The following is a 21,001-nucleotide window of genomic DNA, read 5'->3' as shown; positions in this document are numbered from 1 at the left end:
CGGGGTTTTTATTTTGATCTGCAAGGAGAGCGAGCATGACGCTGGTTGCCGGCCTCGGTTGCCGCCGGGGCTGCCCTCTGGAGGAATTGCGCGCGCTGCTGCGAGCTACCTTGGCCGAAGCAGGGCTCGACGAGTCGAGCCTCACCGCGCTGGCCAGCGCCACGCTGAAGGCTGACGAAGAGGGGTTGACCGCCCTGGCCGCCGCCCTCGATCTGCCGCTGGCGCTGTTCACGCCGCAACAGCTGGCGACCTGCGAGAAGCGCCTGGGTGACCCTTCCGAAACCGTGCGCGCGGCCACCGGCAGCGCGAGCGTGGCCGAAGCCGCCGCATTGCTGCAGGCCGAGGTGCAAGGTGGTGCGCCGTCACGCCTGCTGGTGGGCAAACGACGCAGCGATCAAGCTACCTGCGCACTCGCCTTCATTCCCGTCGAATCCGCACAGGAGCCGTCATGACGGTCTATTTCATTGGCGCCGGTCCCGGCGATCCCGAACTCATCACGGTCAAGGGCCAGCGGCTGATCCGTACCTGCCCGGTCATTCTCTACGCCGGTTCGCTGGTACCGCCGGCCGTGCTGGAAGGGCATAGCGCCGAGCGCGTGGTGAATACCGCCGAACTGAACCTGGACGAGATCGTCGCGCTGCTGGCGCAGGCCCACGCGGAGGGCAAGGACGTCGCGCGGGTGCACTCCGGCGATCCCTCGCTTTACGGCGCCATCGGCGAGCAGATCCGCCACTTGCGCGAACGGGGCATCGCCTACGAGATCGTCCCCGGCGTCACCGCGACTTCCGCCTGCGCGGCGATTCTCGGCTGCGAACTGACCCTGCCGGATATTTCCCAGACGCTGATCCTGACCCGCTATGCGAGCAGAACACGTATGCCCGAAGGCGAGTCGCTGGCGGAACTGGCGCAGCACCGCGCGACCCTGGCCATTCACCTGGGCGTCGGTCAGCTGGCGAGTATCGTCGCCGAACTGTTGCCGCACTACGGCGCGGACTGCCCCATCGCGGTGATCCATCGCGCCAGCTGGCCGGACCAGGACCAGGTCACCGGCACCCTCGGTGACATCCTGCCCAGGGCAGAGGCCAAGGGCTTCAAGCGCACGGCGCTGATCCTGGTGGGCAAGGTGCTGGGGGCGGAGGGTTTTGCCGATTCGTCGTTGTACAGCGCGGGGCATGCGCACCTGTATCGCCCCTAGAGCGCGGGCTTTTTGCTTCCTGTAGGAGCGAGCTTGCTCGCGAACAGAGCTTCCTGGAGGGACCAGGGCTGGGCCGTTCGCGAGCAAGCTCGCTCCTGCGAAGAGCCGCTCAGGCCAGCCATTGATCGCCGCGTGGCAGCATCCCGCGTCGCAGGTACCAGCGCACCCACAGGTGCACGCCGAGCGCGGCGCTCACTGTGAGCAGGATCATCAGGCCTTCCGCTTCCATGACAGCTTCCCTCGTCCGGGTTTCCTGCCTGACAGGGTAGGCCTGCGACAAAGCGCCGCACAGGTACAGATCGTTTCCGAATGTGCGGATCAGTCCGGCTGCCGCTCTACAGCGAGTGAATGATCCGCCCGAGGGTTTCCATGGCCTGTTCGCTGGCGGTGGTCCACGGGTGGCCATAGTTCAGGCGCAGGCAGTGGCCGAAGCGCCGCGTCGCCGAGAAGATCGGCCCCGGAGCGAGGCTGATGCCCTGGGCATGGGCGAGCTGGAACAGCTTGAGCGCGTCGATGTGCTCGGGCAGCTCCAGCCACAGGAAGTAGCCGCCGCTGGGCCGGGTGACGCGGGTGGCGGCGGGGAAGTGCCGGGCCACGGCGGCGAGCATCGCGTGCTGCTGGCTTTCCAGCGCATGGCGCAGTTTGCGCAGGTGGCGGTCGTAGCCGCCGTGCTGCAGGTAGTCGGCGATGGCCGCCTGGGCCGGCACCGAGGCCGACAGGCTGGTCATCAGCTTGAGCCGCTCGATCTGCTCGGCGTAGCGCCCGCCGGCGACCCAGCCGACCCGGTAGCCCGGCGCGAGGCTCTTGGAGAAGGAGCTGCAGTGCATCACCAGCCCTTCGCTGTCGAAGGCCTTCACCGGTTTGGGCGCCTGGGCGGCGAAGTACAGTTCGGCGTAGACGTCGTCCTCGATCAGCGGCACCTGATGCCGGGCCAGCAGCGCGGCGAGGGCGCGCTTCTTGTCTTCGGCCATGCTCGCGCCCAGCGGGTTCTGGAAGTTGCTCATGAACCAGCAGGCCTTGATCGGCAGGCGCGCCAGGCTGTCGGCGAGCACGTCCAGGTCGATGCCCTCGCGCGGGTGTACGGGGATTTCCACCGCCTTGAGCTTGAGGCGTTCGAGCACCTGCAGGCTGGCGTAGAAGGCCGGCGCCTCGATGGCGACCAGGTCGCCCGGCTGGGTGACCACCTGCAGGCACAGGTTCAGCGCTTCCAGCGCGCCGTTGGTGACCACCAGTTCTTCCACCGGCAGCGGCATGCCGCCGACCATGTAGCGCAGGGCGATCTGCCGGCGCAGCGCGTGGCTGCCGGGGGCGAGGTCGGCGACCACCGAGCGCGGGTCCATGTCGCGCACGGCGTGGGCCATGGAGCGTGCCAGGCGCGGCAGGGGAAACAGTTCCGGCGCCGGGAAGGCCGAGCCGAAGGGCACGGTATCCGGGTCCTTGATCGAGCTGAGCACCGAGAACACCAGTTCGCTGACGTCCACCTCGGTGGTCTGCGCGTCGTGGCGGGCGATTTCCGGCTCGGCCAGCGCGCGCTGCACGTGCTCGCGGACGAAATAGCCCGAGCGCGCACGGGCGACGATCAGCCCGCGGTCCTCCAGCAGGTAATAGGCCTGGAACACCGTGGAGGCGCTGACCCCGTAGGTGCGGCTGGCGTGCCGCACCGAGGGGACTTTCTGGCCGGGGGCGAGCACGCCGCTGCGGATCAGGCCGGCGATCTCGTCGGCGAATTTCTCGTAGCGCTTCATCTTGTCCTGCACGGCGGCCTGGGGGGCGGAAGAATCCGCCCACTCTAGGCGCTGCGCCGAGGTCACGCCAAGCTCCCGAGCCATGCTCAGCGCCTCGGCGAGACGAAGGTGCTGGCGGCGTCGATGGACTCGTTGCCATCGCTGACCTTGAAGTGCAGCGGCACCGAACCACCGGCGCTGCTCTGCGCCAGGCTGGCCACCGAGACGGCGAAGTCGCGGATCTCGCCCGGCTGCAGCATCAGCTCCGGCACGCCCTGCAGGCGGTAGCCGGCGCCATCGGCAAGGCTCAACTGGTAGTGCTGCGGCTGCTGGGTCTTGTTGATCAGCTTGAGGTTGTAGATGTTCTCGATCTCACCGACGGCGTTCTCGCGGAACAGGCCGCGGTCGCGGGCCACGTCGAGGTTGATCAGCGGCCGCGCTTCCAGGGCCCAGACGAAGGCGCCGATCATCACCAGCAGCACCGCCGCGTAGCCGATCAGGCGTGGGCGCAGCAGGTGGGTCTGGCCGCCCTCCAGCGCGCTTTCCGAGGTGTAGCGCACCAGGCCACGGTCGTAGCCCATCTTGTCCATCACCGAGTCGCAGGCGTCGATGCAGGCGGCACAGCCGATGCAGGCGATCTGCAGGCCGTCGCGGATGTCGATGCCGGTGGGGCAGACCTGCACGCACTGCTGGCAGTCGATGCAGTCACCCAGGCCGAGGGCCTTGGGATCGGCGTCCTTCTTGCGTGCGCCGCGGGATTCGCCACGCGCCGCGTCGTAGGAAATGATCAGGGTGTCCTTGTCGAACATCACGCTCTGGAAGCGCGAGTACGGGCACATGTGGATGCACACCTGCTCGCGCAGCCAGCCGGCGTTGGCGTAGGTGGCGGCGGCGAAGAAGGCGACCCAGAAGGTGCTTTCCAGGTCGAGCCTGAGGGTGAACAGGTCCGCCACCAGTGGCCGCACCGGCGTGAAGTAGCCGATGAAGGTGATCGCCGTGACCAGGCTGATCAGCAGCCAGAGGCCGTGCTTGGCGCCCTTGCGCAGGACTTTCTCCGCATTCACCGGGCCCTGGTCGCGCTTGATGCGCTGATTGCGGTCGCCCTCGGTGACCTGCTCGGCCCACATGAAGACCCAGGTCCACACGCTCTGCGGGCAGGTGTAGCCGCACCAGACGCGGCCGGCGAACACCGTGATGAAGAACAGGCCGAAGGCGGCGATGATCAGGATCGCCGAGAGCAGGATGAAATCCTGCGGCCAGAAGGTCGCGCCGAAGATGTAGAACTTGCGCTCGGGCAGGTCCCAGAGCACCGCCTGGCGGCCGTTCCATTGCAGCCACAGGGTGCCGAAGAACAGCAGGAACAGCAGGCCGCCGCCCAGGCGCCGCAGGTCGCGGAAGCGTCCGGCGAAGCGCTTGGTGTAGACCGTCGGGGTCACCGCCGACAGCGGTTTGGGCGGCGGGGTGAAACGTTGCGGTGCGTCGATCTCGATGATCTTCGCTTGGATTCTTTCGCTCATTGTCGTGGCCCATCAGGCAGAAGAGGCGCCGCGACTGTACGAATCGGTCTGCACCCGAAACAGATTCAGGTTCGCCGGAAAAAACCATATCAGATGGCGCAGAACGCTCCGGCCCGCGCTGCTGGCGGCCTGGCGTGCTGCGCGATGGGGCGGCTGATCGGGCCTGTTGCGGCAACCGGTCGCAGGCCCGCAGGGGCAGGCGCCGGGCGCATCTGATCCGGTTTTTCCCGCGCGATCTGCCGCTGTTTTGCGCAGCAGGCGCCGGCCACTATTCGGTCATCCCTGAAGTAGCGCGCTCGACGACAGAAGCAGGCCGCTACGCAACGTCCCCAAGGTGGCCTGGCGATGTACCGATACGATGATTACGACCGCGCCCTGGTGCGCGAACGGGTGGCGCAGTTCCGCGACCAGGTGCAGCGGCGCCTGAGCGACGAACTGAGCGAAGAGGAATTCCTGCCGCTGCGCCTGCAGAACGGCCTGTACCTGCAGAAGCACGCCTACATGCTGCGGGTGGCGATTCCCTACGGCACGCTGTCCAGCGAGCAGATGCGCACCCTGGCCTGGATCGCCCGCGAGCACGACCGCGGCTACGGCCACTTCACCACGCGGCAGAACATCCAGTTCAACTGGGTCGAGCTGGCGCGGGTGCCGGACATCCTCGAGCGCCTGGCGGAGGTCGAGATGCATGCCATCCAGACCTCCGGCAACTGCGTGCGCAACATCACCACCGAGGCCTTCGCCGGTGTCGCCGCGGACGAGTTCCTCGACCCGCGCCCACTGGCGGAAATCCTCCGCCAGTGGTCGACGGTGAACCCCGAATTCCTCTTCCTGCCGCGCAAGTTCAAGATCGCGATCTGCGCCGCCGAGGAGGACCGCGCGGCGGTGATGATGCACGACATCGGCCTCTACCTGCGCCGCGCCGAAGACGGCGAACTGCGCCTGAAGGTTTTGGTCGGCGGCGGGCTGGGGCGCACGCCGATGCTCGGCCAGGTCATCCGCGAGGACCTGCCCTGGTGGCACCTGCTGTCCTACGTCGAGGCTGTCCTTCGCGTGTACAACCGCCATGGCCGCCGCGACAACAAGTACAAGGCGCGGATCAAGATCCTGGTGAAGGCGCTGGGCATCGAGGCGTTCTCCCGCGAGGTGGAGGAAGAGTGGCAGCACCTGCGCGATGGCGAGGCACAACTGACCCTCGATGAGTACCAGCGCGTTGCGGCGGCATTCGATCCGCCGGTCTACGCGTCTGCCGACGAACTGGCCTACGGCACGGCTCTGGCCGCCGATGCCGACTTCGCCCGCTGGGCCTCGCGCAATGTGCGTCCGCACCGCGTACCGGGCTATGCCAGCGTGGTGCTGTCCACCAAGCCGGGCGCCGAGGCGCCGCCGGGGGATGCCACCGCCGGACAGATGGAGCTGGTGGCCGACTGGGCCGAGCGCTTCGGCTTCGGCGAAATCCGCGTCGCCCACGAACAGAACCTGGTCCTGCCGGACGTGCGCAAGTCCGACCTCCACGCGCTCTGGCAGGAAGCCCGCGGGGCTGGCCTGGGTACGCCGAACCAGGGGCTGCTGACCGACATCATCGCCTGCCCCGGCGGCGACTTCTGCGCGCTGGCCAACGCCAAGTCGATCCCCATCGCCCAGGGCATCCAGCAGCGCTTCGAGGACCTCGACTACCTGCACGACCTGGGCGACCTCAGCCTGAACATTTCCGGCTGCATGAACGCCTGCGGCCATCACCACATTGGCAACATCGGCATCCTCGGCGTCGATAAGAACGGCAGCGAGTGGTACCAGATCACCCTGGGCGGCGCGCAGGGTGTGAAGAGCGCGCTGGGCAAGGTGATCGGCCCGTCGTTCAGCGCTGCCGAGGTGCCGGATGTGATCGAAGCGCTGGTACACACCTATGTCGAGCAGCGCGGCGCCGGCGAGCGCTTCGTCGAAACGGTCGAGCGCATCGGCCTGGAGCCGTTCAAGGCGCGGGTCTACCGCCAGGCGGAGGTGCCGGCATGAAGAACCTGATTCGTCTGCGCGATGGCGTGGCGGAAGTGGCGCCGGGCGATCCCTGGACCTTGCTGCGCGAACTGCCGGAAGTATTGCCCGAGGGCCGACTGATCCTGCCGCTGAAGGACTGGCTGGCGCTGGAGTCCGGCTCCGGACACGGCGTCTGGCTGGCACCGGAGGACGACCCCGAGGAACTGATCTGGCGCCTGAAGGAGCCGGCGCTGATCGCCATCGACTTCCCCAGCTTCCGCGATGGTCGCGGCTACAGCCTGGCCTATCTGCTGCGCAGCCGTCTGGGCTGGCGCGGCGAACTGCGCGCCGTCGGCGATGTGCTGCGTGACCAGTTGGCGCATATGCGCCAGTGCGGTTTCGATGCCTTTGCCGTGCGCGAGGACAAGCCCGTGGAAGATGCGCTGAAGGGCCTGGCGGGCCTGAGCGTGCTCTACGGCCGCTCGGTGATCGAGCCGCGCCCGTTGTTCCGCCGCCGCTCCTAGAGCAGCGCCGCCACGTGCGGCCGAGTCTGCAGCGGGTCGGCCAAGCTTGACGCTGTGCCGGGGCACAGGAAAAATGCGGGCATCATCCCCGGCGCCGTGCGTGCCGGCGGTAACCCACGGATTCGAGTGACCCCCAGAATATGCGCATGCGCCTGATGCTGTTGGGTGGCGGTAATGCCCTTGGACAGGCGCTGATCCGCCTTGGTGCCGAGGAAGACATCGGCTTCCTCGCCCCCCGGCCGCCCGAACAGGGCTGGGACGCTTCCAGCCTCACCGTCCTGCTGGACGAGACCCGCCCCGACGCGGTGATCAACCTCGCCTACTACTTCGACTGGTTCCAGGCCGAGGCTGTCGACGCCGCCCGCCTGGCCAGCCAGGAGCGCGCGGTGGAGCGTCTGTCCGAACTCTGCCAGCACCACGAGATCCTGCTGATCCAGCCGTCCAGCTACCGCGTGTTCGATGGCGCCCGCGCCACCGCCTACAGCGAGAAGGACGAGCCGCTGCCCCTGGGCCCGCGTGGCCAGGCGCTGTGGCGCATGGAGCAGTGGGTGCGGGCGACCTGTCCGCGGCATGTGCTGCTGCGTTTCGGCTGGTTGCTGGACGACAGCGCCGACGGCGTGCTCGGCCGCTTCCTCGGGCGTGCCGAGAAGGAGCAGGTGCTGTTCCTCGCCGACGACCGCCGCGGCAACCCGACCCCGGTGGACGACGCCGCGCGGGTGATCCTCTCGGTGCTCAAGCAGCTCGACTGCCAGGCGCCGCTGTGGGGCACCTACCACTATGGCGGCCTGGAAGCCACGACCACCCTGTCCCTGGGCCAGGTGGTACTCGGCGAGGCCCGCGCCTTCCATACCCTGGCCGTCCAGGAACCGAGCCCGCAGGCCCACGCCGCGCGCCCGGACGCCGGCGACGAACCGCAGCATGCGGTGCTCGCCTGCAAGAAAATCCTCCATACCTTCGGTATCAAGCCGCGCGCCTGGCGCGCCGGCCTGCCCGCCCTGCTGGATCGCTATTACCGCCATGTCTGATCGTCTTTCCCCCTCCGCGCAGCCCATCCTCATCACCGGCGGCGCGGGGTTCATCGGTTCCCACCTGGCGGACGCGCTGCTGGCGCAGGGCTTTGCCGTGCGTGTGCTGGACGACCTGTCCACCGGCAAGCGCGAGAACCTCGACAGCCGCGTCGACCTGATCGTCGGCAACGTCGCCGATGAAGCCGCCCTGCGTGGCGCACTGAGCGGCTGCCAGGGCGTCGTGCACCTGGCGGCCATCGCTTCGGTGCAGGCTTCGGTGGAAGACCCGGTGGGCACCCACCGCGCCAACTTCATCGGCACCCTGAACCTCTGCGAGGCCATGCGCCAGGAAGGCATCCACCGGGTGCTGTTCGCTTCCAGCGCGGCGGTCTACGGGCAGAACGGCGAAGGCTCCGCCATCGACGAGGACGTGGTGAAGGCGCCGCTGACGCCCTACGCGGCAGACAAGCTGGCCAGCGAGTACTACCTGGACTTCTACCGTCGCGAGCACGGCCTGGAGCCGGCGATCTTCCGCTTCTTCAACGTCTACGGCCCGCGCCAGGATCCGTCCTCGCCCTATTCCGGAGTGATCAGCATCTTTGCCCGGCGCGCCGAGCAGGGCCTGCCGATCACCGTGTTCGGCGATGGCGAGCAGACCCGTGATTTCATCTACGTCGGTGATCTGGTGAAGCTGCTGATGACTGCGCTGCTGGCCGACGACGTGGCCGAGTCGGCGATCAACGTCGGGCTCGACCAATCCACCAGCCTCAATCAGTTGCTGGCCGAGATCGGCAAGCTCACCGGCGGGCTGCCGGAGATTACCTACCTGCCGGCGCGCCACGGCGATATCCGCCATTCCCGCGCCGACAACCGCCGCCTGCTGCAGCGCTACCGCCTGGACGCGCCCACGCCGCTGGCGGAAGGCCTGGCCCAGTTGATCACCACCAGGGTTTGTTGACCGCCAGGTAGAAGATGCCGGCCAGCGAGCCCAGTGCGAGAACGCTGAGCAGCGCCTTGGCTGGCTTCGACGTGCTGCGCAGAGCGAAGGCCGCCAGCACGATGTAGAGCACCAGCAGGCCGAGCTTCACCTGCAGCCACACCGGCAGCGGCCAGGGCATCGCCAGGTGCACCAGGCCCAGGGCGCTGAGCAGCAGCAGGGTGTCGATCAGATGGGGCAGTCCGCGCTGCCAGCCCGACGGGCGCCTGCCCCACCAGCTCAGCCCCAGGCGTAGCAGGAAGAGCAAGGTGCTGAGGATCGCCAGGCTGACGTGCAGTGCTTTGAGTTCGAGGTACATAGCGGTTCCCTGAAAGTGAAAAAGGCGCCCTTGGGCGCCTTTTTCATGTGTGCTCCGTCAGAAACGGTAGCCGAAACCGACCATGTAAACCCAGGGGTCGACGTCAACATCGACCTTGGTTTTCTGTACGCCCAGCGCGGACGGCCCGTCGACGCTGGCCTTGGTGTCGATGTCCATGTACCAGACCGCGGCGTTGACGAAGGCGTGTTCGTTGAGCATGTAGTCCATGCCCAGTTCGGCGGCCAGGCCCCAGGAATCCTGCAGCTTCAGGTTGCTGAAGCCTTGGTCCTTGCGGGAGCTGGTCAGGTCTTCGTCGAAGAAGGTGGTGTAGTTGATACCCAGACCGCCATACGGCTGGAAGGCGGAGCTCGTACCACCCATGGGGTAGTACTGCAGCAGTACGGTCGGCGGCAGCTGCTTGATGTCGGCCAGCTTGCCGTCCAGACCGCTCAGGCCGGTGGCCTTGTTCAGGCCCTTCACGTCGACCTGGTGCTTGAACGGAGTGGCGGCGACCAGCTCGATACCGATCTTGTCGGTGAGCAGGTAGGCGAAGGTCAGGCCCAGCTGGGTGTCACTGTCGACGGTGGCCTTGGTGCCACTGACCTTGGTGCCGTCGAGCTTGACGTTGGAGCTGCTGTCATCGGGCGCCACGGTGGCAAAACCACCACGTACCAGGAAGTCGCCGGCCTGGTGGCCGCGAATGTCGGCGGCCTGGGCTGCGACCGGCGCTGCGACGGCAAGTGAGAGAAGCGAAGTGGTTAGCCAGGACTTACGCATGATGAGCTCCAATATCTCTTTGGTATAAGTGTTGGTGCCCAGAATAGTAGACAGCGCTAAAAGCGTACTTTTGACCTGGCTCAATAAAGCCCACAAGCTTTGTAGGAATCGAGGGTGCGGCAAAGCGCCGCGCCCACTCACTGGCCGGTGTATTCGTAGGGTTCGATGCTGCTGGCCTGCATCTGGTAGCCGGCCTCGGCGAGGTCGCTTTCCACCGCCTTCACGCTCATCCTGCCGATGATCCAGAACGGCTGGTAAAGCTCGTCGACTTTTACGCCCTTGCCGCCTCGAACATAGACGATCTGGTTGGACGGCGGCGCCGGTACGTGGATGCAGGCGCCGTAGTAGGGCACCAGCAGGAAGTCACGCACGGTCTGGCCGTCTTCCTCCACTTCCAGCGGCACGATGTAGCCCGGCATCTTCACTTCCTCGCCATCCAGCTGCTGTACCACGGGTGCGTTGGGTATCTGCTGCTTCACCGCCGGGCCACTCTCCGAATTGAGTACATCGGAAAGCTTGGACATATCGTGCAGCGGCACCGGCGGCGGGGGCGGCGGCGCGCCCTCGGGGATCAGCTCGGGCCAGCTCAGCTCACGCGGCGCCGCCCAGACGGTGGCGCTGGTGGCGAGGAGCAGGAGGAACAGCAGGCGGCGCAGGGGGCTTTCTTTCATGGGGCAGGCTCAGAGGCGAATCGACAGGCCATCGGCCAGCGATTGCCGATAGGCACGCCACGCCGGCACACAGCCGATCAGCAGCGCGGCCAGGAGTATGCCGCCCAGCAGTGACCATTCATAGGCGCTGGGCAGCGCCAATGGCAGGAAGATGCCGTAGTTCGCCTGTACGTACGCCTGGCTGCCGGCGATGCCCGCGTAGAGCAGCCCGACGCCCAGTGCCACGCCCGCCAGCGCCAGGGCGAAGGCTTCCGCCACCAGCAGGCTGAAGATGTGCCAGGGCCGCGCGCCCACCGAGCGCAGGATGGCCATCTCGCGGCGGCGTTCGTTGAGGCTGGTGAGGATGGCGGTGAGCATGCCGATCAGACCGGTCAGCACCACGAACAGCGAGACCACGAACAGCGCTTTCTCCGCCGTGCCCATCAGTCCCCAGAGCTCCTGAAGCGCCACACCCGGGAGGATAGCCATCAGCGGCTCGCCGTCGTATTCATTGATCTGCCGCTGCAGGGTGAAGGTCGCCACCTTGCTCTTCAGGCCCAGCAGGAAGGCAGTGATTGCCTTGGGCTGCAGGTCCATGCCGCGGGCCTGGTCCTCGCTGATGCGATCGGCGCCGCGTGCCGGTACGCCGTTCTTCCAGTCGACGTGCAATGCCTCCATGCCTTGCAGCGAGATGTGCAGGGTGCGGTCCACCGGCGTGCCGGTGCGCTTGAGGATGCCGACCACGGTGAACGGCTTGTCGTCGTGCTTGACCAGGCTGATGGTGCTGACGCCGTGGGCCAGGACGATCCTGTCGCCCAGCTTGTAATGCAGGGCCTGCGCGACTTCCGCGCCGAGCACCACGTCGAACAGGTCCTGGCCGAACGGTTTGCCCTCGGCGAGCTCCAGCGTCTGCCCGCGGCCGAAGCGGTAGTGCTCGAAGTAGCCGGTGTCGGTGCCCATGACGCGGTAGCCGCGGTGCGAGTCGCCCAGGGAAATCGGGATGGCCCACTTCACCAGCGGGCTGTGGGTCACCGTCTCGTAGCTTTCCCAGCGGATGTTGTTGGTGGCGTTGCCGATGCGGAACACCGAGTAGAGCAGCAGGTTCACCGAGCCGGAGCGGGCGCCGACGATCAGGTCGGTGCCGGAGATGGTGCTGGCGAAGCTGGCCTTGGCCTCGGTGCGCACGCGCTCCACCGCCAGCAGCAGGCAGGCGGAGAGGGCGATGGCGAAGATGGTCAGCAGCGCGGTGAAGCGGCGGTTGGACAGGCTGGCGAGCGCCAGGCGCAACAGGTACATGCTCAGATTCCCGGAGCGCGGGCGGCGCGGTTGAGGTCGGTCAGCGACAGGCTGCGATCGAACAGGGCAGCCAGGCTCTGGTCATGGCTGACGAACAGCAGGCTGGCGCCGGCCTCGCGGCATTCGGCGAACAGCAGCTGGAGGAAGGCTTCGCGGGCGTCGGCGTCCAGCGCCGAGGTCGGCTCGTCAGCGATCACCAGCTCCGGCTGGCCGATCAGCGCGCGGGCGGCGGCAACGCGCTGCTGCTGGCCGATCGACAGGCTGTCGGCGCGGCGCTCGATCAGCGCCGCATCGCCCAGCCCCAGGTGCCCCAGCAGCGCCTCGGCGGCCTTGGCCACGCTGCCGTGGCGCAGGGTCGCGCGCTCGGCACGGCTGTGGGAGAAATGACAGGGCAGCTCGACGTTCTCCCGCACCGAGAGGAACGGCAGCAGGTTGAACTGCTGGAAGATGTAGCCGGTGTGATCGACGCGAAAATGATCGCGACGCGCCGACTTCATCTGCGCGATGTCCTCGCCCAGCAGCTTCACGCTGCCGCGCTGGGGGCGCTGCACGCCGCCGAGCAGGCCGAGCAGGGTGGTCTTGCCGCTGCCGGACGGACCCTTGAGGAACAGGGTCTCGCCACGGGCCAGCGCAAAGGCGGGGATGTCCAGCAGCTCCGCCTGGCCGGGCCAGGCGAAGCCGAGGTTGTTGAGTTCGAGCAGTGCGGTCATTTCAACGGGTCGGTATCAGAAGTTCAGGGACGGGTTGGCGGCGGTCAATTCTGCACCTTGCTGGCCGCTCGGGCCGATCAGTTGTACCTGAATCTTCTGGGTCGCCGGGAATCGCTTGAACAGCGGTGCGAAATCGAGGGTGGCCAGGTCCTGCGGCTGGGCGCAGGTCAGCTGGTAGTGGGCGTCGATGTCGGCGTGGTGGTGGCCTTCGTGTTCATCGTGGTCGCCATCAGCATGCTCGTGATCGTGCTCATGATCGTCGTCGGCCTTTGGCGCATCGCCGAACAGCGGGCTGGAAAGCTCCACCGACTGCACGCTGCACTGGGCCGAGGCGGGCAGGGCGAGCAGTTGCAGCGGCTGCTTGAGCTGGGCCTGCACGGCGGCCACCGTGGCCTTGTCGGCTTCACTGGTGGCGGCGTGCTCGAAGCCGACGAAGTTCATCGCCGGGCTGTCCATTTCCAGTTCCAGGGTCTTGCCGTCGAGGGCGACGTTGAGCTGGGCGACGCCATGCTCATGCTTGCCGAGGCTGCCATGTTCATGTTCGTCGTGGGCTTGGGCGGCGAGGGGCAGCAGGGCGACAGCGAGGAGCAGGGGGCGCATGGGGAACTCCGGTTCGTTGAATGATTTTGTTACGTTATAACAGATGAATTATTAACGCCAGCTTAGCGTGCGTTTGGCGCGAGGGCCGCGCCGTGGGAGCATGCGCGAAAGGCCGCGAGGAGAAGGGCGATGCTGAGAATCAAGGGCACCATCGGCGACTGGCCGGTGGACCTCACCGTGGAGATGGACGCCGCCGACTGGGCGCGGCTGGCGCAGAACCTGCCGGCCGCCGCTGCCGCTGTGGCGCCGGTGGCCGCAGCCGCACCGGCGCCGGCAGCGGGCGCGCCGGTGGATCAGCTGTGGCTGGCGGCGCAGGACCTGCTGCGCCGCAGTGGCAGCAGCGAAGGGCCGCAACTGCTGGATGAGCTGGCGGCGCTGGCGGGCAGTTCCGGGGCAGCGAAGGGATTGCTGGTGCGTCTGCGGCACAGCCCGAAGGTGAAGATCGAGGTGCGCGAGGGTGTGCAGGTCTTCAACTGGATCGACGGGGAATAACGAATCTGCCTGTAGGAGCGGGCCATGCCCGCGATCGCGCCCATGGGGCGCTCCTACAGGTGAAAAAGTACCGCGAAGCGATCAGTAGAGAACGTTCGCCAGCTTGCGCCGGTAGGCGAGCACCAGCGGGTGGTCGTTGCCCAGCAGGTCGAACACCTGGACCAGCGTCTTGCGCGGCAGGTCCTCGCCGTAGCCGCGGTTGCGCACGAACAGCTTGAGCAGGGCGTCCAGCGCCGCCTCGTACTGCTGACGGGCCAGTTGCTGCACGGCCAGCTGGTAGGTGGCTTCGTCGTCGTTGGCGTCGGCGGCCAGACGGGTCTTCAGCGTGGCGGCGTCGGGCAGGTCAGCCGCCTGGCGCAGGAAGGTCAGCTGGGCCTTGGCGGCGGCCAGTGCCTGCTTGTGGTCGTCGCTCTTCACCGCGTCGAGCACGGTCTCGGCTTCCCCCAGCTCGCCGCGCTCGGCGAGGCAACGGGCGTAGAGGATCAGCGCAGCGGCGTTGGTGTTGTCTTCGCCCAGCAGCGCCTTGAGTTGCGCCTCGGCTTCGGCGAAGCGGCCTTCGTTGAAGGCAGTCTGCGCCAGCTCCAGCGGGTTGCCGGCGGCCGGAGCGGGCGGCTGTACGTGCTGTTCGAGCATCTGGCGGATCGCCGATTCGGGCTGCGCGCCGGCGAAGCCGTCCACCGGCTGGCCGTCCTTGAACAGCACCACGGTGGGCAGGCTGCGAATGCCGAAACGCATCACGATGTCCTGCTCGACGTCGCAATTGACCTTGGCCAGCAGCAGTTCGCCCTGGTAGGACTCGGTGATCTGCGCCAGCAGCGGCATCAGGGCCTTGCACGGGGCGCACCAGTCGGCCCAGAAGTCCACCAGGACCGGCTTGTGGAAGGAGTTCTCGATGACGACCTGATCGAAGTTGGCGATGCTGGCGTCGAAGATGTAGGGCGTATCGCTCATGGGGAATCTCGAATCGAGTGGGGCGATGAAGGTGGTTGCCACTATAAGTGGGGGCGCTCTGGAACGGAAACAACCCACACGGCCGGGCTTCGGTGATCCCTGCAGGAGCGCCCCAGGGGCCCGCTCCTGCAGGGGTGAACCGCTCACGCAATGAGCGTAGGAGCGGACTCCGTCCGCGATCGTCCCGCCCGAAGGGGCGATGTCACCCGCGCCGCGCGTGATAAAGGCTCACATGGCGGAATTCGGCCGGCTCGGCCAGGTCCGGCCAGGTGCAGCCGTCGAGAATCCCCAGGCGCTCATACAGCGGATGACTGAAGTCGCGCACCCGCGAGTCGGCCACCAGGGCTTCGCGGCCACGGCTGAGGAATTCGTCCAGCAGCGGCAGGTTGGCGCGGTCGTAGAGCACGTCGGCGACGATGATCAGGTCGTAGCGGTCCTCCTCCTGGAAGAAGTCCGCCGAGTAGGTCAGCTCCACGCCGTTCAGCTCGGCGTTGGCGCGACAGGCGTCGAGCGCCAGCGGGTCGAGGTCGCAGGCCACCACTTCGGCGGCACCGGCCTTGGCCGCGGCAATGGCGGCGATGCCCGAGCCCGCGCCGAAATCCAGCACGCGCTTGCCGCGCACCCAGTCAGGCTTTTCCGCCAGCCAGTGCGCCAGCACCAGGCCGCTGGCCCAGCAGAAGCACCAGTAAGGCGGTTCTTCGAGGATGCGCCGGGTTTCGTCGGGGCTGAACTCGCGGTCCATGTTCTGCGCGTCGATCAGCCAGAGGCGGATGTCGGTGCCGGGCAAGGTTTCGGCGGACAGGCGCGCGTCGCCGAGCAGTTCACCGAGGGCTGTCTGCAGGGACAGCGGTGGCGTCACGGCGCGCGCTCCAGGCGCAGTTCGCCGAGGGCGCGGGTTTCCGGCTGGGTGATGCGCACCGGCGGCAGGCGCCAGGCCAACTGGCCGGACTGCGAGACGCGGCCGTGCAGTTCGACGCGGGCGCCGGCGGGGAAGGCTTCCGGGTTGAACACCACGCGGAACGGCAGGGCCTGGCCGGTGGCGATCATCTTCTCGCTGGAGAGCAACTGCTGCGGGCGGTCCCGCTGGTCGATCACCAGCAGCGCCAGCTCCACTTCGCTGCCGGCCGGCAGGAAGCCCTGGGAGCTGCTGAGCTGGCCGCTGAGGGCGCGCAGGTTGGCTGGCACGGGCTCCTCCAGCGGGGAGGTCGATTGCTTCGTGACGGCGGCCGGCTGGGTGACCGGCGCGGGCTTCTCGCTGGCGCAGGCGGCCAGCAGGACGGTAAGGGACAGGCAGAGCAGGCGGGCGAACATGGCGGGCTCCATCGCAACAGATTCCAGGCGGGCGCCTGTATAGCCTAATGCCTGCGGCCTGTCTCGTGGGAGCGGGGTTTATTCGGCCAGTCGATGCGCTACCATGAGCCTCTTACCTTTTCTGACTGCCCAAGACTCGCCATGCACTGTCCTTTCTGCGGCGCCCACGACACCAAAGTCATCGATTCGCGCCTGGTCGCCGAGGGCGACCAGGTCCGCCGGCGCCGTGAGTGCCTGGCCTGCGGCGAGCGCTTCACCACCTTCGAGACCGCCGAGCTGGTCATGCCGCGCCTGATCAAGCAGGACGGCAGCCGCCAGCCCTTCGACGAGGACAAGCTGCGCGCCGGCATGCAGCGTGCGCTGGAAAAGCGTCCGGTGAGCATCGAGCGGCTCGAGGAGGCGATGGCGCACATCAAGCACAAGCTGCGCGCCACCGGCGAGCGCGAGATCAAGTCGCGGGTGCTGGGCGAGCTGGTGATGGCCGAGCTGCAGAAGCTCGATGAAGTCGCCTATATCCGCTTCGCCTCGGTCTATCGCCGCTTCCAGGACCTCAACGAATTCCGCGAGGAAATCGAGCGCCTGGCCCGCGAGCCGTCGAAGGAATGAGTGGCATGGATGAGCTGTGGATGGCCCGCGCCATCGAGCTGGCGCGCAAGGGCTGGTACACCACCCATCCCAACCCGCGTGTCGGCTGCGTCATCGTCCGCGATGGCGAGGTGGTCGGCGAAGGCTGGCACCTGCGCGCCGGCGAGCCCCACGCGGAAGTCCACGCCCTGCGCCAGGCCGGCGACAAGGCCCGTGGCGCCACCGCCTACGTCACCCTGGAACCCTGCAGCCACTTCGGCCGCACACCGCCCTGCGCCGACGCTCTGATCGGCGCCGGCCTCGCCCGCGTCGTCGCCGCCATGCAGGACCCGAACCCGCAAGTCGCCGGCAGCGGCTTGCGGCGTATCGCCGAAGCGGGTATCGAAGTGCGCTCCGGCGTGCTGGAAAACGAAGCCCGCGCGCTGAACCCGGGTTTCCTCAAGCGTATGGAAACCGGCCTGCCCTTCGTCCGCGTGAAGCTGGCGATGAGCCTGGACGGCCGCACCGCCATGGCCAGCGGCGAGAGCCAGTGGATCACCGGCCCGGCGGCGCGCCGTGCCGTGCAGCGACTGCGCGCGCAGTCCAGCGTGGTGCTCTCCGGCGCCGATACCGTGCTGACCGACGACGCCCGCCTGACCGTGCGCCCGGACGAACTGGGCCTGGACGCCGAACAGACCGACCTGGCCGCCCAGCGCCAGCCGCAGCGCGTGCTGATCGACGGGCGCCTGCGCGTGCCGTTGACGGCCACCTTCTTCCAGGCCGGTCCCGCGCTGGTGGTGAGCACCCGGGACGACCCGAACTACGCGGTGGTCGGCCATGAACTGCTGAACCTCGCCGGCCTCGACGGCCAGGTCGACCTGCTGGCGCTGCTGAGCGAACTCGGCCGCCGTGGCATCAACGAGGTGCTGGTGGAAGCCGGCCCGCGCCTGGCCGGCGCTTTCGCCCGCCTCGGGCTGGTGGATGAATACAGCATCTTCATGGCGCCCAAGCTGCTCGGCTCCTCGGCGCGCCCGCTGCTGGAGCTGCCGCTGGAGCGCATGAGCGAATCCCGCGAGCTGAAGATCGTCGACATCCGCGCGGTGGGAGACGACTGGCTGGTCACGGCCAGACCGCTGTGATGCCGCGCTGGCGCCACTGACTTCGGCTTGTCGCCGGGCGCGGAGCGATCAATAGGAAGCTTCCGAGTTGCCCCGGCCTGTGGTAAAACGCCACACGCGGTCGATGCTGTAACGACCGCGATTGACGTTCTCAGGGCGGGGTGCAAGTCCCCACCGGCGGTAATGGCGCGCAATGCGTCTAGCCCGCGAGCGCCTGTCCAGACCGGTTCGCCGGATGGCCAGGGTCAGCAGACCCGGTGTGATCCCGGGGCCGACGGTCATAGTCCGGATGAAGAGAGAACGGGATGAGCCATCGGGGCGTGCCTGCGCGCGCCCGAGAAATCCCTTCGATCGATACGCCCTGTTTTTTAACCAAAACAGGAGTTCGCCACATGCATCATCTTTCCCAGTTGGCTACGCGGCCTTGCCGGCCAGCGGCCTTCGCCGTGCGGGAGGCCTCATGTTCACCGGCATAATCGAATCCATCGGCACCATCGCATCCATCACCCCGAAAGGCGGTGACGTGCGCCTGTACGTGAAGACCGGCAAGCTCGACCTCGCCGACGTCAAGCTCGGCGACAGCATCGCGGTCAACGGCATCTGCCTGACCGCGGTGGAGTTGCCCGGCGACGGCTTCTGGGCCGACGTCAGCCGCGAGACCCTGGCGCGCACCGCCTTCGCCCAGCTCAAGATCGGCAGCCGGGTGAACCTGGAGAAGGCCCTGACCCCGACCACCCGCCTGGGCGGCCACCTGGTCAGCGGCCACGTCGACGGCGTCGGCGAGATCGTCAAGCGCGAGGAAAACGCCCGCGCCATCCAGTTCACCGTGCGCGCACCGCGTGAGCTGGCCAAGTACATCGCGCTCAAGGGCTCGATCACCGTCGACGGCACCAGCCTGACGGTGAACGCGGTCAACGGCGCCGAGTTCGAGCTGACCATCGTCCCGCACACCGTGCAGGAGACCATCATGGCCGACTACCGCGGCGGTCGCCTGGTCAACCTCGAAGTCGACCTGCTGGCGCGCTACCTGGAGCGTCTGCTGCTCGGCGACAAGGCAGCGGACCCCGCCGCCGGCGCTGGCGGCATCACCGAAGCATTCCTGGCCGAAAACGGCTTCATGAAACACTGATAAGGCTCTTCCCCGTATGGCACTCAACAGCATTGAAGAACTGCTCGACGACATGCGTCAGGGCAAGATGGTCATCCTCATGGATGACGAGGACCGCGAGAACGAAGGCGACCTGATCATCGCCTCCGAGTGCGTCCGCACCGAAGACATCAACTTCATGGCCCGCTTCGCCCGCGGCCTGATCTGCATGCCGATGACCCGCGAGCGCTGCGAGCGCTTAGGGCTCCCGCTGATGGTGCAGCGCAACGGTTCCGGCTTCGGCACCAAGTTCACCGTCTCCATCGAGGCCGCCGAAGGCGTCACCACCGGCATCTCCGCCGCTGACCGCGCCCGCACCGTGCAGGCCGCCGCGGCGAAGAACGCCGTAGCCGCCGACATCGTCAGCCCCGGCCACATCTTCCCGCTGATGTCGCAACCCGGCGGCGTGCTGGCTCGCGCCGGTCACACCGAAGCGGCCTGCGACCTGGCGCGCATGGCCGGCTTCGAGCCGTCCGGGGTGATCTGCGAGATCATGAACGACGACGGCACCATGGCCCGTCGCCCGGAGCTGGAAGAATTCGCCCAGCAGCACGGCATCAAGATCGGCACCATCGCCGACCTGATCCACTACCGCCTGATCCACGAGCGCACCGTCGAGCGCCTCGCCGAGCAGCCGCTGGATACCGAACTGGGCCAGTTCAAGCTGATCACCTACCGCGACTCCGTGGAAGGCGACGTGCACCTGGCGCTGACCCTGGGCAACGTCTGCCCGGAAGAGCCGACCCTGGTGCGCGTGCACAACCCCGACCCGCTGCGCGACCTGCTGATGGTCAACCAGGCGGGCCGCTGGAGCCTGCGCGCGGCCATGGCCAAGGTGGCCGAGGCCGGCACCGGCGTGGTCCTGCTGCTGGGCCACCAGGTTGGCGGCGATGACCTGCTGGCGCATGTGCGCGAGATCACCAACACCCCGGCGCCGGTGCAGAAGCCGACCACCACTTACAGCACCGTGGGTGCCGGTTCGCAGATCCTGCGCGACCTGGGCGTGCGCAAGATGCGCCTGATGTCGGCGCCGATGCGCTTCAACGCGATATCCGGTTTCGACCTGGAAGTTGTAGAATACCTGCCCGCTGAATGAACCTCGCCGCCGTGCCCTGGCACGGCGGTGCCGTTCTTCTACCCTATTTGCGGAGCGCCACTGTGACGCTCCGGCTCTTTAACAGTGAGACTTGTCCATGACCCTGAAGACCATCGAAGGTACCTTCATCGCCCCCAAAGGCCGCTTCGCCCTGGTGGTTGGCCGCTTCAACAGCTTCGTGGTGGAAAGCCTGGTGGAAGGCGCCATCGACGCGCTGGTGCGCCACGGCGTCGCCCAGAGCGACATCACCGTGATCCGCGCTCCGGGCGCCTTCGAAATCCCGCTGGTAGCGCAGAAAGTCGCCCAGCGCGGTGAGTTCGACGCCATCATCGCCCTCGGCGCGGTGATCCGTGGCGGCACCCCGCACTTCGAATACGTAGCGGGCGAATGCACCAAGGGCCTGGCACAGGTTTCCCTGCAGTTCGGCGTGCCGGTCGCCTTCGGCGTGCTGACGGTCGACTCCATCGAACAAGCCATCGAGCGCTCCGGCACCAAGGCCGGCAACAAAGGCGCCGAAGCTGCCCTGTCCGCCCTGGAAATGGTGAGCCTGCTGTCGCAGCTGGAGGCCAAGTGAGCACCCAGGACGGCAGCAACACCCCGGCCAAGCCCGCCAAGCCGAACAAGATCGCCATGCGTCGCAAGGCCCGCAGCCTTGCGGTGCAGGCCCTGTACTCCTGGCAGATGGCTGGCCAGCCGCTCAACGAGATCGAGGCGTCGTTCCGCACCGAGAACGATTTCAGCGATGTCGACGGCGCCTACTTCCACGAGATCCTGCACGGCGTACCGCGCCTGAAGACCGATCTGGACGAGGAGTTCACTCCCTGCCTGGACCGCGCCCTGGAAGAGGTCGACCCGGTGGAGCTGGCCATCCTGCGCCTGGCTACCTACGAGCTGCGCAACCGCCTGGACGTACCGTACAAGGTCGTCATCAACGAAGGCATCGAGCTGGCCAAGACCTTCGGCGCCACCGACGGGCACAAGTTCGTCAACGGCGTGCTGGACAAGCTCGCTCCGCGCCTGCGCGCCGCCGAACTGCGTGGCGCCAAGCGCTGAGGC

The 21,001-nt window shown here is 67.4% G+C and carries 24 protein-coding genes and 1 riboswitch; of the genes, 13 read left to right on the top strand and 11 right to left on the bottom strand.

Translation table 11 applies throughout. The features are described 5' to 3' along the window. The first annotated feature begins 35 nt into the window (after positions 1 to 35). Together J2T47_RS27320 and cobM are read left to right on the top strand one after the other, a co-directional pair. Positions 36 to 452 (top strand): cobalamin biosynthesis protein, encoded by a 417-nt coding sequence (locus J2T47_RS27320; protein WP_253453638.1) that lies wholly within the window; start codon positions 36 to 38, stop codon positions 450 to 452. After that, positions 449 to 1,195, top strand: a complete 747-nt coding sequence (cobM, locus tag J2T47_RS27315; protein ID WP_253453635.1) for a precorrin-4 C(11)-methyltransferase — start codon at positions 449 to 451, stop codon at positions 1,193 to 1,195. Before J2T47_RS27320 ends, cobM begins: the two co-directional genes overlap by 4 nt. Before the next feature lie 335 nt (positions 1,196 to 1,530). Here the strand turns inward: cobM and mapR are convergent, their stop codons facing one another. Next, positions 1,531 to 2,940, bottom strand: a complete 1,410-nt coding sequence (mapR, locus tag J2T47_RS27310) for a GntR family transcriptional regulator MpaR (RefSeq protein ID WP_253453712.1) — start codon at positions 2,938 to 2,940, stop codon at positions 1,531 to 1,533. An 86-nt stretch (positions 2,941 to 3,026) separates the two neighbouring features. Next, entirely contained in the window at positions 3,027 to 4,436 is a 1,410-nt protein-coding gene (ccoG, locus tag J2T47_RS27305) for a cytochrome c oxidase accessory protein CcoG (RefSeq protein ID WP_253453632.1), read from the bottom strand. A gap of 345 nt (positions 4,437 to 4,781) precedes the next feature. Between ccoG and J2T47_RS27300 the strand changes: the two genes are divergently transcribed. The 4 genes from J2T47_RS27300 to J2T47_RS27285 all read left to right on the top strand — a co-directional run bounded on the left by J2T47_RS27300 (position 4,782) and on the right by J2T47_RS27285 (position 8,896). Further along, positions 4,782 to 6,446, top strand: coding sequence for a nitrite/sulfite reductase (locus J2T47_RS27300; protein ID WP_253453629.1), 1,665 nt, complete (start codon positions 4,782 to 4,784; stop codon positions 6,444 to 6,446). Continuing rightward, positions 6,443 to 6,931 carry a DUF934 domain-containing protein gene (locus J2T47_RS27295; RefSeq protein ID WP_253453626.1) on the top strand — a complete coding sequence of 163 codons (489 nt, stop codon included), beginning with the start codon at positions 6,443 to 6,445 and terminating at the stop codon, positions 6,929 to 6,931. The genes J2T47_RS27300 and J2T47_RS27295 overlap by 4 nt, the downstream gene beginning before the upstream one ends. Before the next feature lie 140 nt (positions 6,932 to 7,071). After that, positions 7,072 to 7,956, top strand: coding sequence for a sugar nucleotide-binding protein (locus tag J2T47_RS27290; RefSeq protein ID WP_253453623.1), 885 nt, complete (start codon positions 7,072 to 7,074; stop codon positions 7,954 to 7,956). Beyond that, on the top strand, positions 7,949 to 8,896 hold the full coding sequence (locus tag J2T47_RS27285) for an NAD-dependent epimerase/dehydratase family protein (protein ID WP_253453620.1): 948 nt from the start codon (positions 7,949 to 7,951) through the stop codon (positions 8,894 to 8,896). The genes J2T47_RS27290 and J2T47_RS27285 overlap by 8 nt, the downstream gene beginning before the upstream one ends. Here J2T47_RS27285 and J2T47_RS27280 read toward each other — a convergent pair. The 6 genes from J2T47_RS27280 to J2T47_RS27255 all read right to left on the bottom strand — a co-directional run bounded on the left by J2T47_RS27280 (position 8,877) and on the right by J2T47_RS27255 (position 13,266). Then, entirely contained in the window at positions 8,877 to 9,233 is a 357-nt protein-coding gene (locus J2T47_RS27280; protein WP_253453617.1) for a SirB2 family protein, read from the bottom strand. The genes J2T47_RS27285 and J2T47_RS27280 overlap by 20 nt on opposite strands. Before the next feature lie 57 nt (positions 9,234 to 9,290). Beyond that, a complete protein-coding gene (locus J2T47_RS27275; protein ID WP_253453614.1) occupies positions 9,291 to 10,010 on the bottom strand; it encodes an OmpW/AlkL family protein in 720 nt (239 codons plus the stop codon). 137 nt (positions 10,011 to 10,147) lie between these two features. Continuing rightward, the gene (locus J2T47_RS27270) at positions 10,148 to 10,681 is read right to left on the bottom strand and encodes a DUF3299 domain-containing protein (RefSeq protein ID WP_253453610.1); all 534 of its coding nucleotides are present in this window, start codon (positions 10,679 to 10,681) and stop codon (positions 10,148 to 10,150) included. A 9-nt stretch (positions 10,682 to 10,690) separates the two neighbouring features. After that, entirely contained in the window at positions 10,691 to 11,956 is a 1,266-nt protein-coding gene (locus J2T47_RS27265) for an ABC transporter permease (protein WP_253453607.1), read from the bottom strand. A gap of 2 nt (positions 11,957 to 11,958) precedes the next feature. Further along, positions 11,959 to 12,666: an ABC transporter ATP-binding protein gene (locus J2T47_RS27260; RefSeq protein ID WP_253453604.1), complete on the bottom strand. Its 708-nt coding sequence runs from the start codon at positions 12,664 to 12,666 to the stop codon at positions 11,959 to 11,961. A 15-nt stretch (positions 12,667 to 12,681) separates the two neighbouring features. Continuing rightward, positions 12,682 to 13,266, bottom strand: coding sequence for a DUF2796 domain-containing protein (locus tag J2T47_RS27255; protein WP_253453603.1), 585 nt, complete (start codon positions 13,264 to 13,266; stop codon positions 12,682 to 12,684). A gap of 129 nt (positions 13,267 to 13,395) precedes the next feature. Between J2T47_RS27255 and J2T47_RS27250 the strand changes: the two genes are divergently transcribed. Beyond that, entirely contained in the window at positions 13,396 to 13,758 is a 363-nt protein-coding gene (locus J2T47_RS27250) for a hypothetical protein (protein ID WP_253453600.1), read from the top strand. Positions 13,759 to 13,839: 81 nt separating this feature from the next. Here J2T47_RS27250 and trxA read toward each other — a convergent pair whose 3' ends face one another. The 3 genes from trxA to J2T47_RS27235 all read right to left on the bottom strand — a co-directional run bounded on the left by trxA (position 13,840) and on the right by J2T47_RS27235 (position 16,032). Beyond that, positions 13,840 to 14,709 carry a thioredoxin gene (gene trxA / locus J2T47_RS27245; RefSeq protein WP_253453597.1) on the bottom strand — a complete coding sequence of 290 codons (870 nt, stop codon included), beginning with the start codon at positions 14,707 to 14,709 and terminating at the stop codon, positions 13,840 to 13,842. A 202-nt stretch (positions 14,710 to 14,911) separates the two neighbouring features. Further along, complete coding sequence (locus J2T47_RS27240) at positions 14,912 to 15,568, bottom strand: class I SAM-dependent methyltransferase (RefSeq protein WP_253453594.1); 657 nt, start codon at positions 15,566 to 15,568, stop codon at positions 14,912 to 14,914. Further along, complete coding sequence (locus J2T47_RS27235; protein ID WP_253453591.1) at positions 15,565 to 16,032, bottom strand: YbaY family lipoprotein; 468 nt, start codon at positions 16,030 to 16,032, stop codon at positions 15,565 to 15,567. Before J2T47_RS27235 ends, J2T47_RS27240 begins: the two co-directional genes overlap by 4 nt. 129 nt (positions 16,033 to 16,161) lie before the next feature. Between J2T47_RS27235 and nrdR the strand changes: the two genes are divergently transcribed. From nrdR to nusB, 6 genes are all read left to right on the top strand, one after another. Then, positions 16,162 to 16,626 carry a transcriptional regulator NrdR gene (gene nrdR, locus J2T47_RS27230; protein WP_017521848.1) on the top strand — a complete coding sequence of 155 codons (465 nt, stop codon included), beginning with the start codon at positions 16,162 to 16,164 and terminating at the stop codon, positions 16,624 to 16,626. After that, positions 16,623 to 17,723 (top strand): bifunctional diaminohydroxyphosphoribosylaminopyrimidine deaminase/5-amino-6-(5-phosphoribosylamino)uracil reductase RibD, encoded by a 1,101-nt coding sequence (gene ribD, locus J2T47_RS27225; RefSeq protein ID WP_253453588.1) that lies wholly within the window; start codon positions 16,623 to 16,625, stop codon positions 17,721 to 17,723. The genes nrdR and ribD overlap by 4 nt, the downstream gene beginning before the upstream one ends. A gap of 122 nt (positions 17,724 to 17,845) precedes the next feature. Next, a riboswitch (FMN riboswitch) is annotated at positions 17,846 to 18,008 on the top strand. Between the two features lie 154 nt (positions 18,009 to 18,162). Next, the gene (locus J2T47_RS27220; RefSeq protein WP_081517123.1) at positions 18,163 to 18,831 is read left to right on the top strand and encodes a riboflavin synthase; all 669 of its coding nucleotides are present in this window, start codon (positions 18,163 to 18,165) and stop codon (positions 18,829 to 18,831) included. Between the two features lie 16 nt (positions 18,832 to 18,847). Then, complete coding sequence (gene ribBA, locus J2T47_RS27215; protein WP_253453585.1) at positions 18,848 to 19,945, top strand: bifunctional 3,4-dihydroxy-2-butanone-4-phosphate synthase/GTP cyclohydrolase II; 1,098 nt, start codon at positions 18,848 to 18,850, stop codon at positions 19,943 to 19,945. Between the two features lie 97 nt (positions 19,946 to 20,042). Beyond that, positions 20,043 to 20,519 carry a 6,7-dimethyl-8-ribityllumazine synthase gene (gene ribH, locus J2T47_RS27210; protein WP_015475395.1) on the top strand — a complete coding sequence of 159 codons (477 nt, stop codon included), beginning with the start codon at positions 20,043 to 20,045 and terminating at the stop codon, positions 20,517 to 20,519. Next, positions 20,516 to 20,998 carry a transcription antitermination factor NusB gene (gene nusB / locus J2T47_RS27205; RefSeq protein ID WP_253453582.1) on the top strand — a complete coding sequence of 161 codons (483 nt, stop codon included), beginning with the start codon at positions 20,516 to 20,518 and terminating at the stop codon, positions 20,996 to 20,998. Before ribH ends, nusB begins: the two co-directional genes overlap by 4 nt. The last annotated feature ends 3 nt before the right edge of the window (positions 20,999 to 21,001 follow it).

Source organism: Pseudomonas nitroreducens (assembly GCF_024170165.1).
Lineage (GTDB): Bacteria > Pseudomonadota > Gammaproteobacteria > Pseudomonadales > Pseudomonadaceae > Pseudomonas > Pseudomonas nitroreducens_C.
Note: the sequence above shows the minus strand (reverse complement) of the source record. Positions and strands in the feature narration are given on the sequence as shown.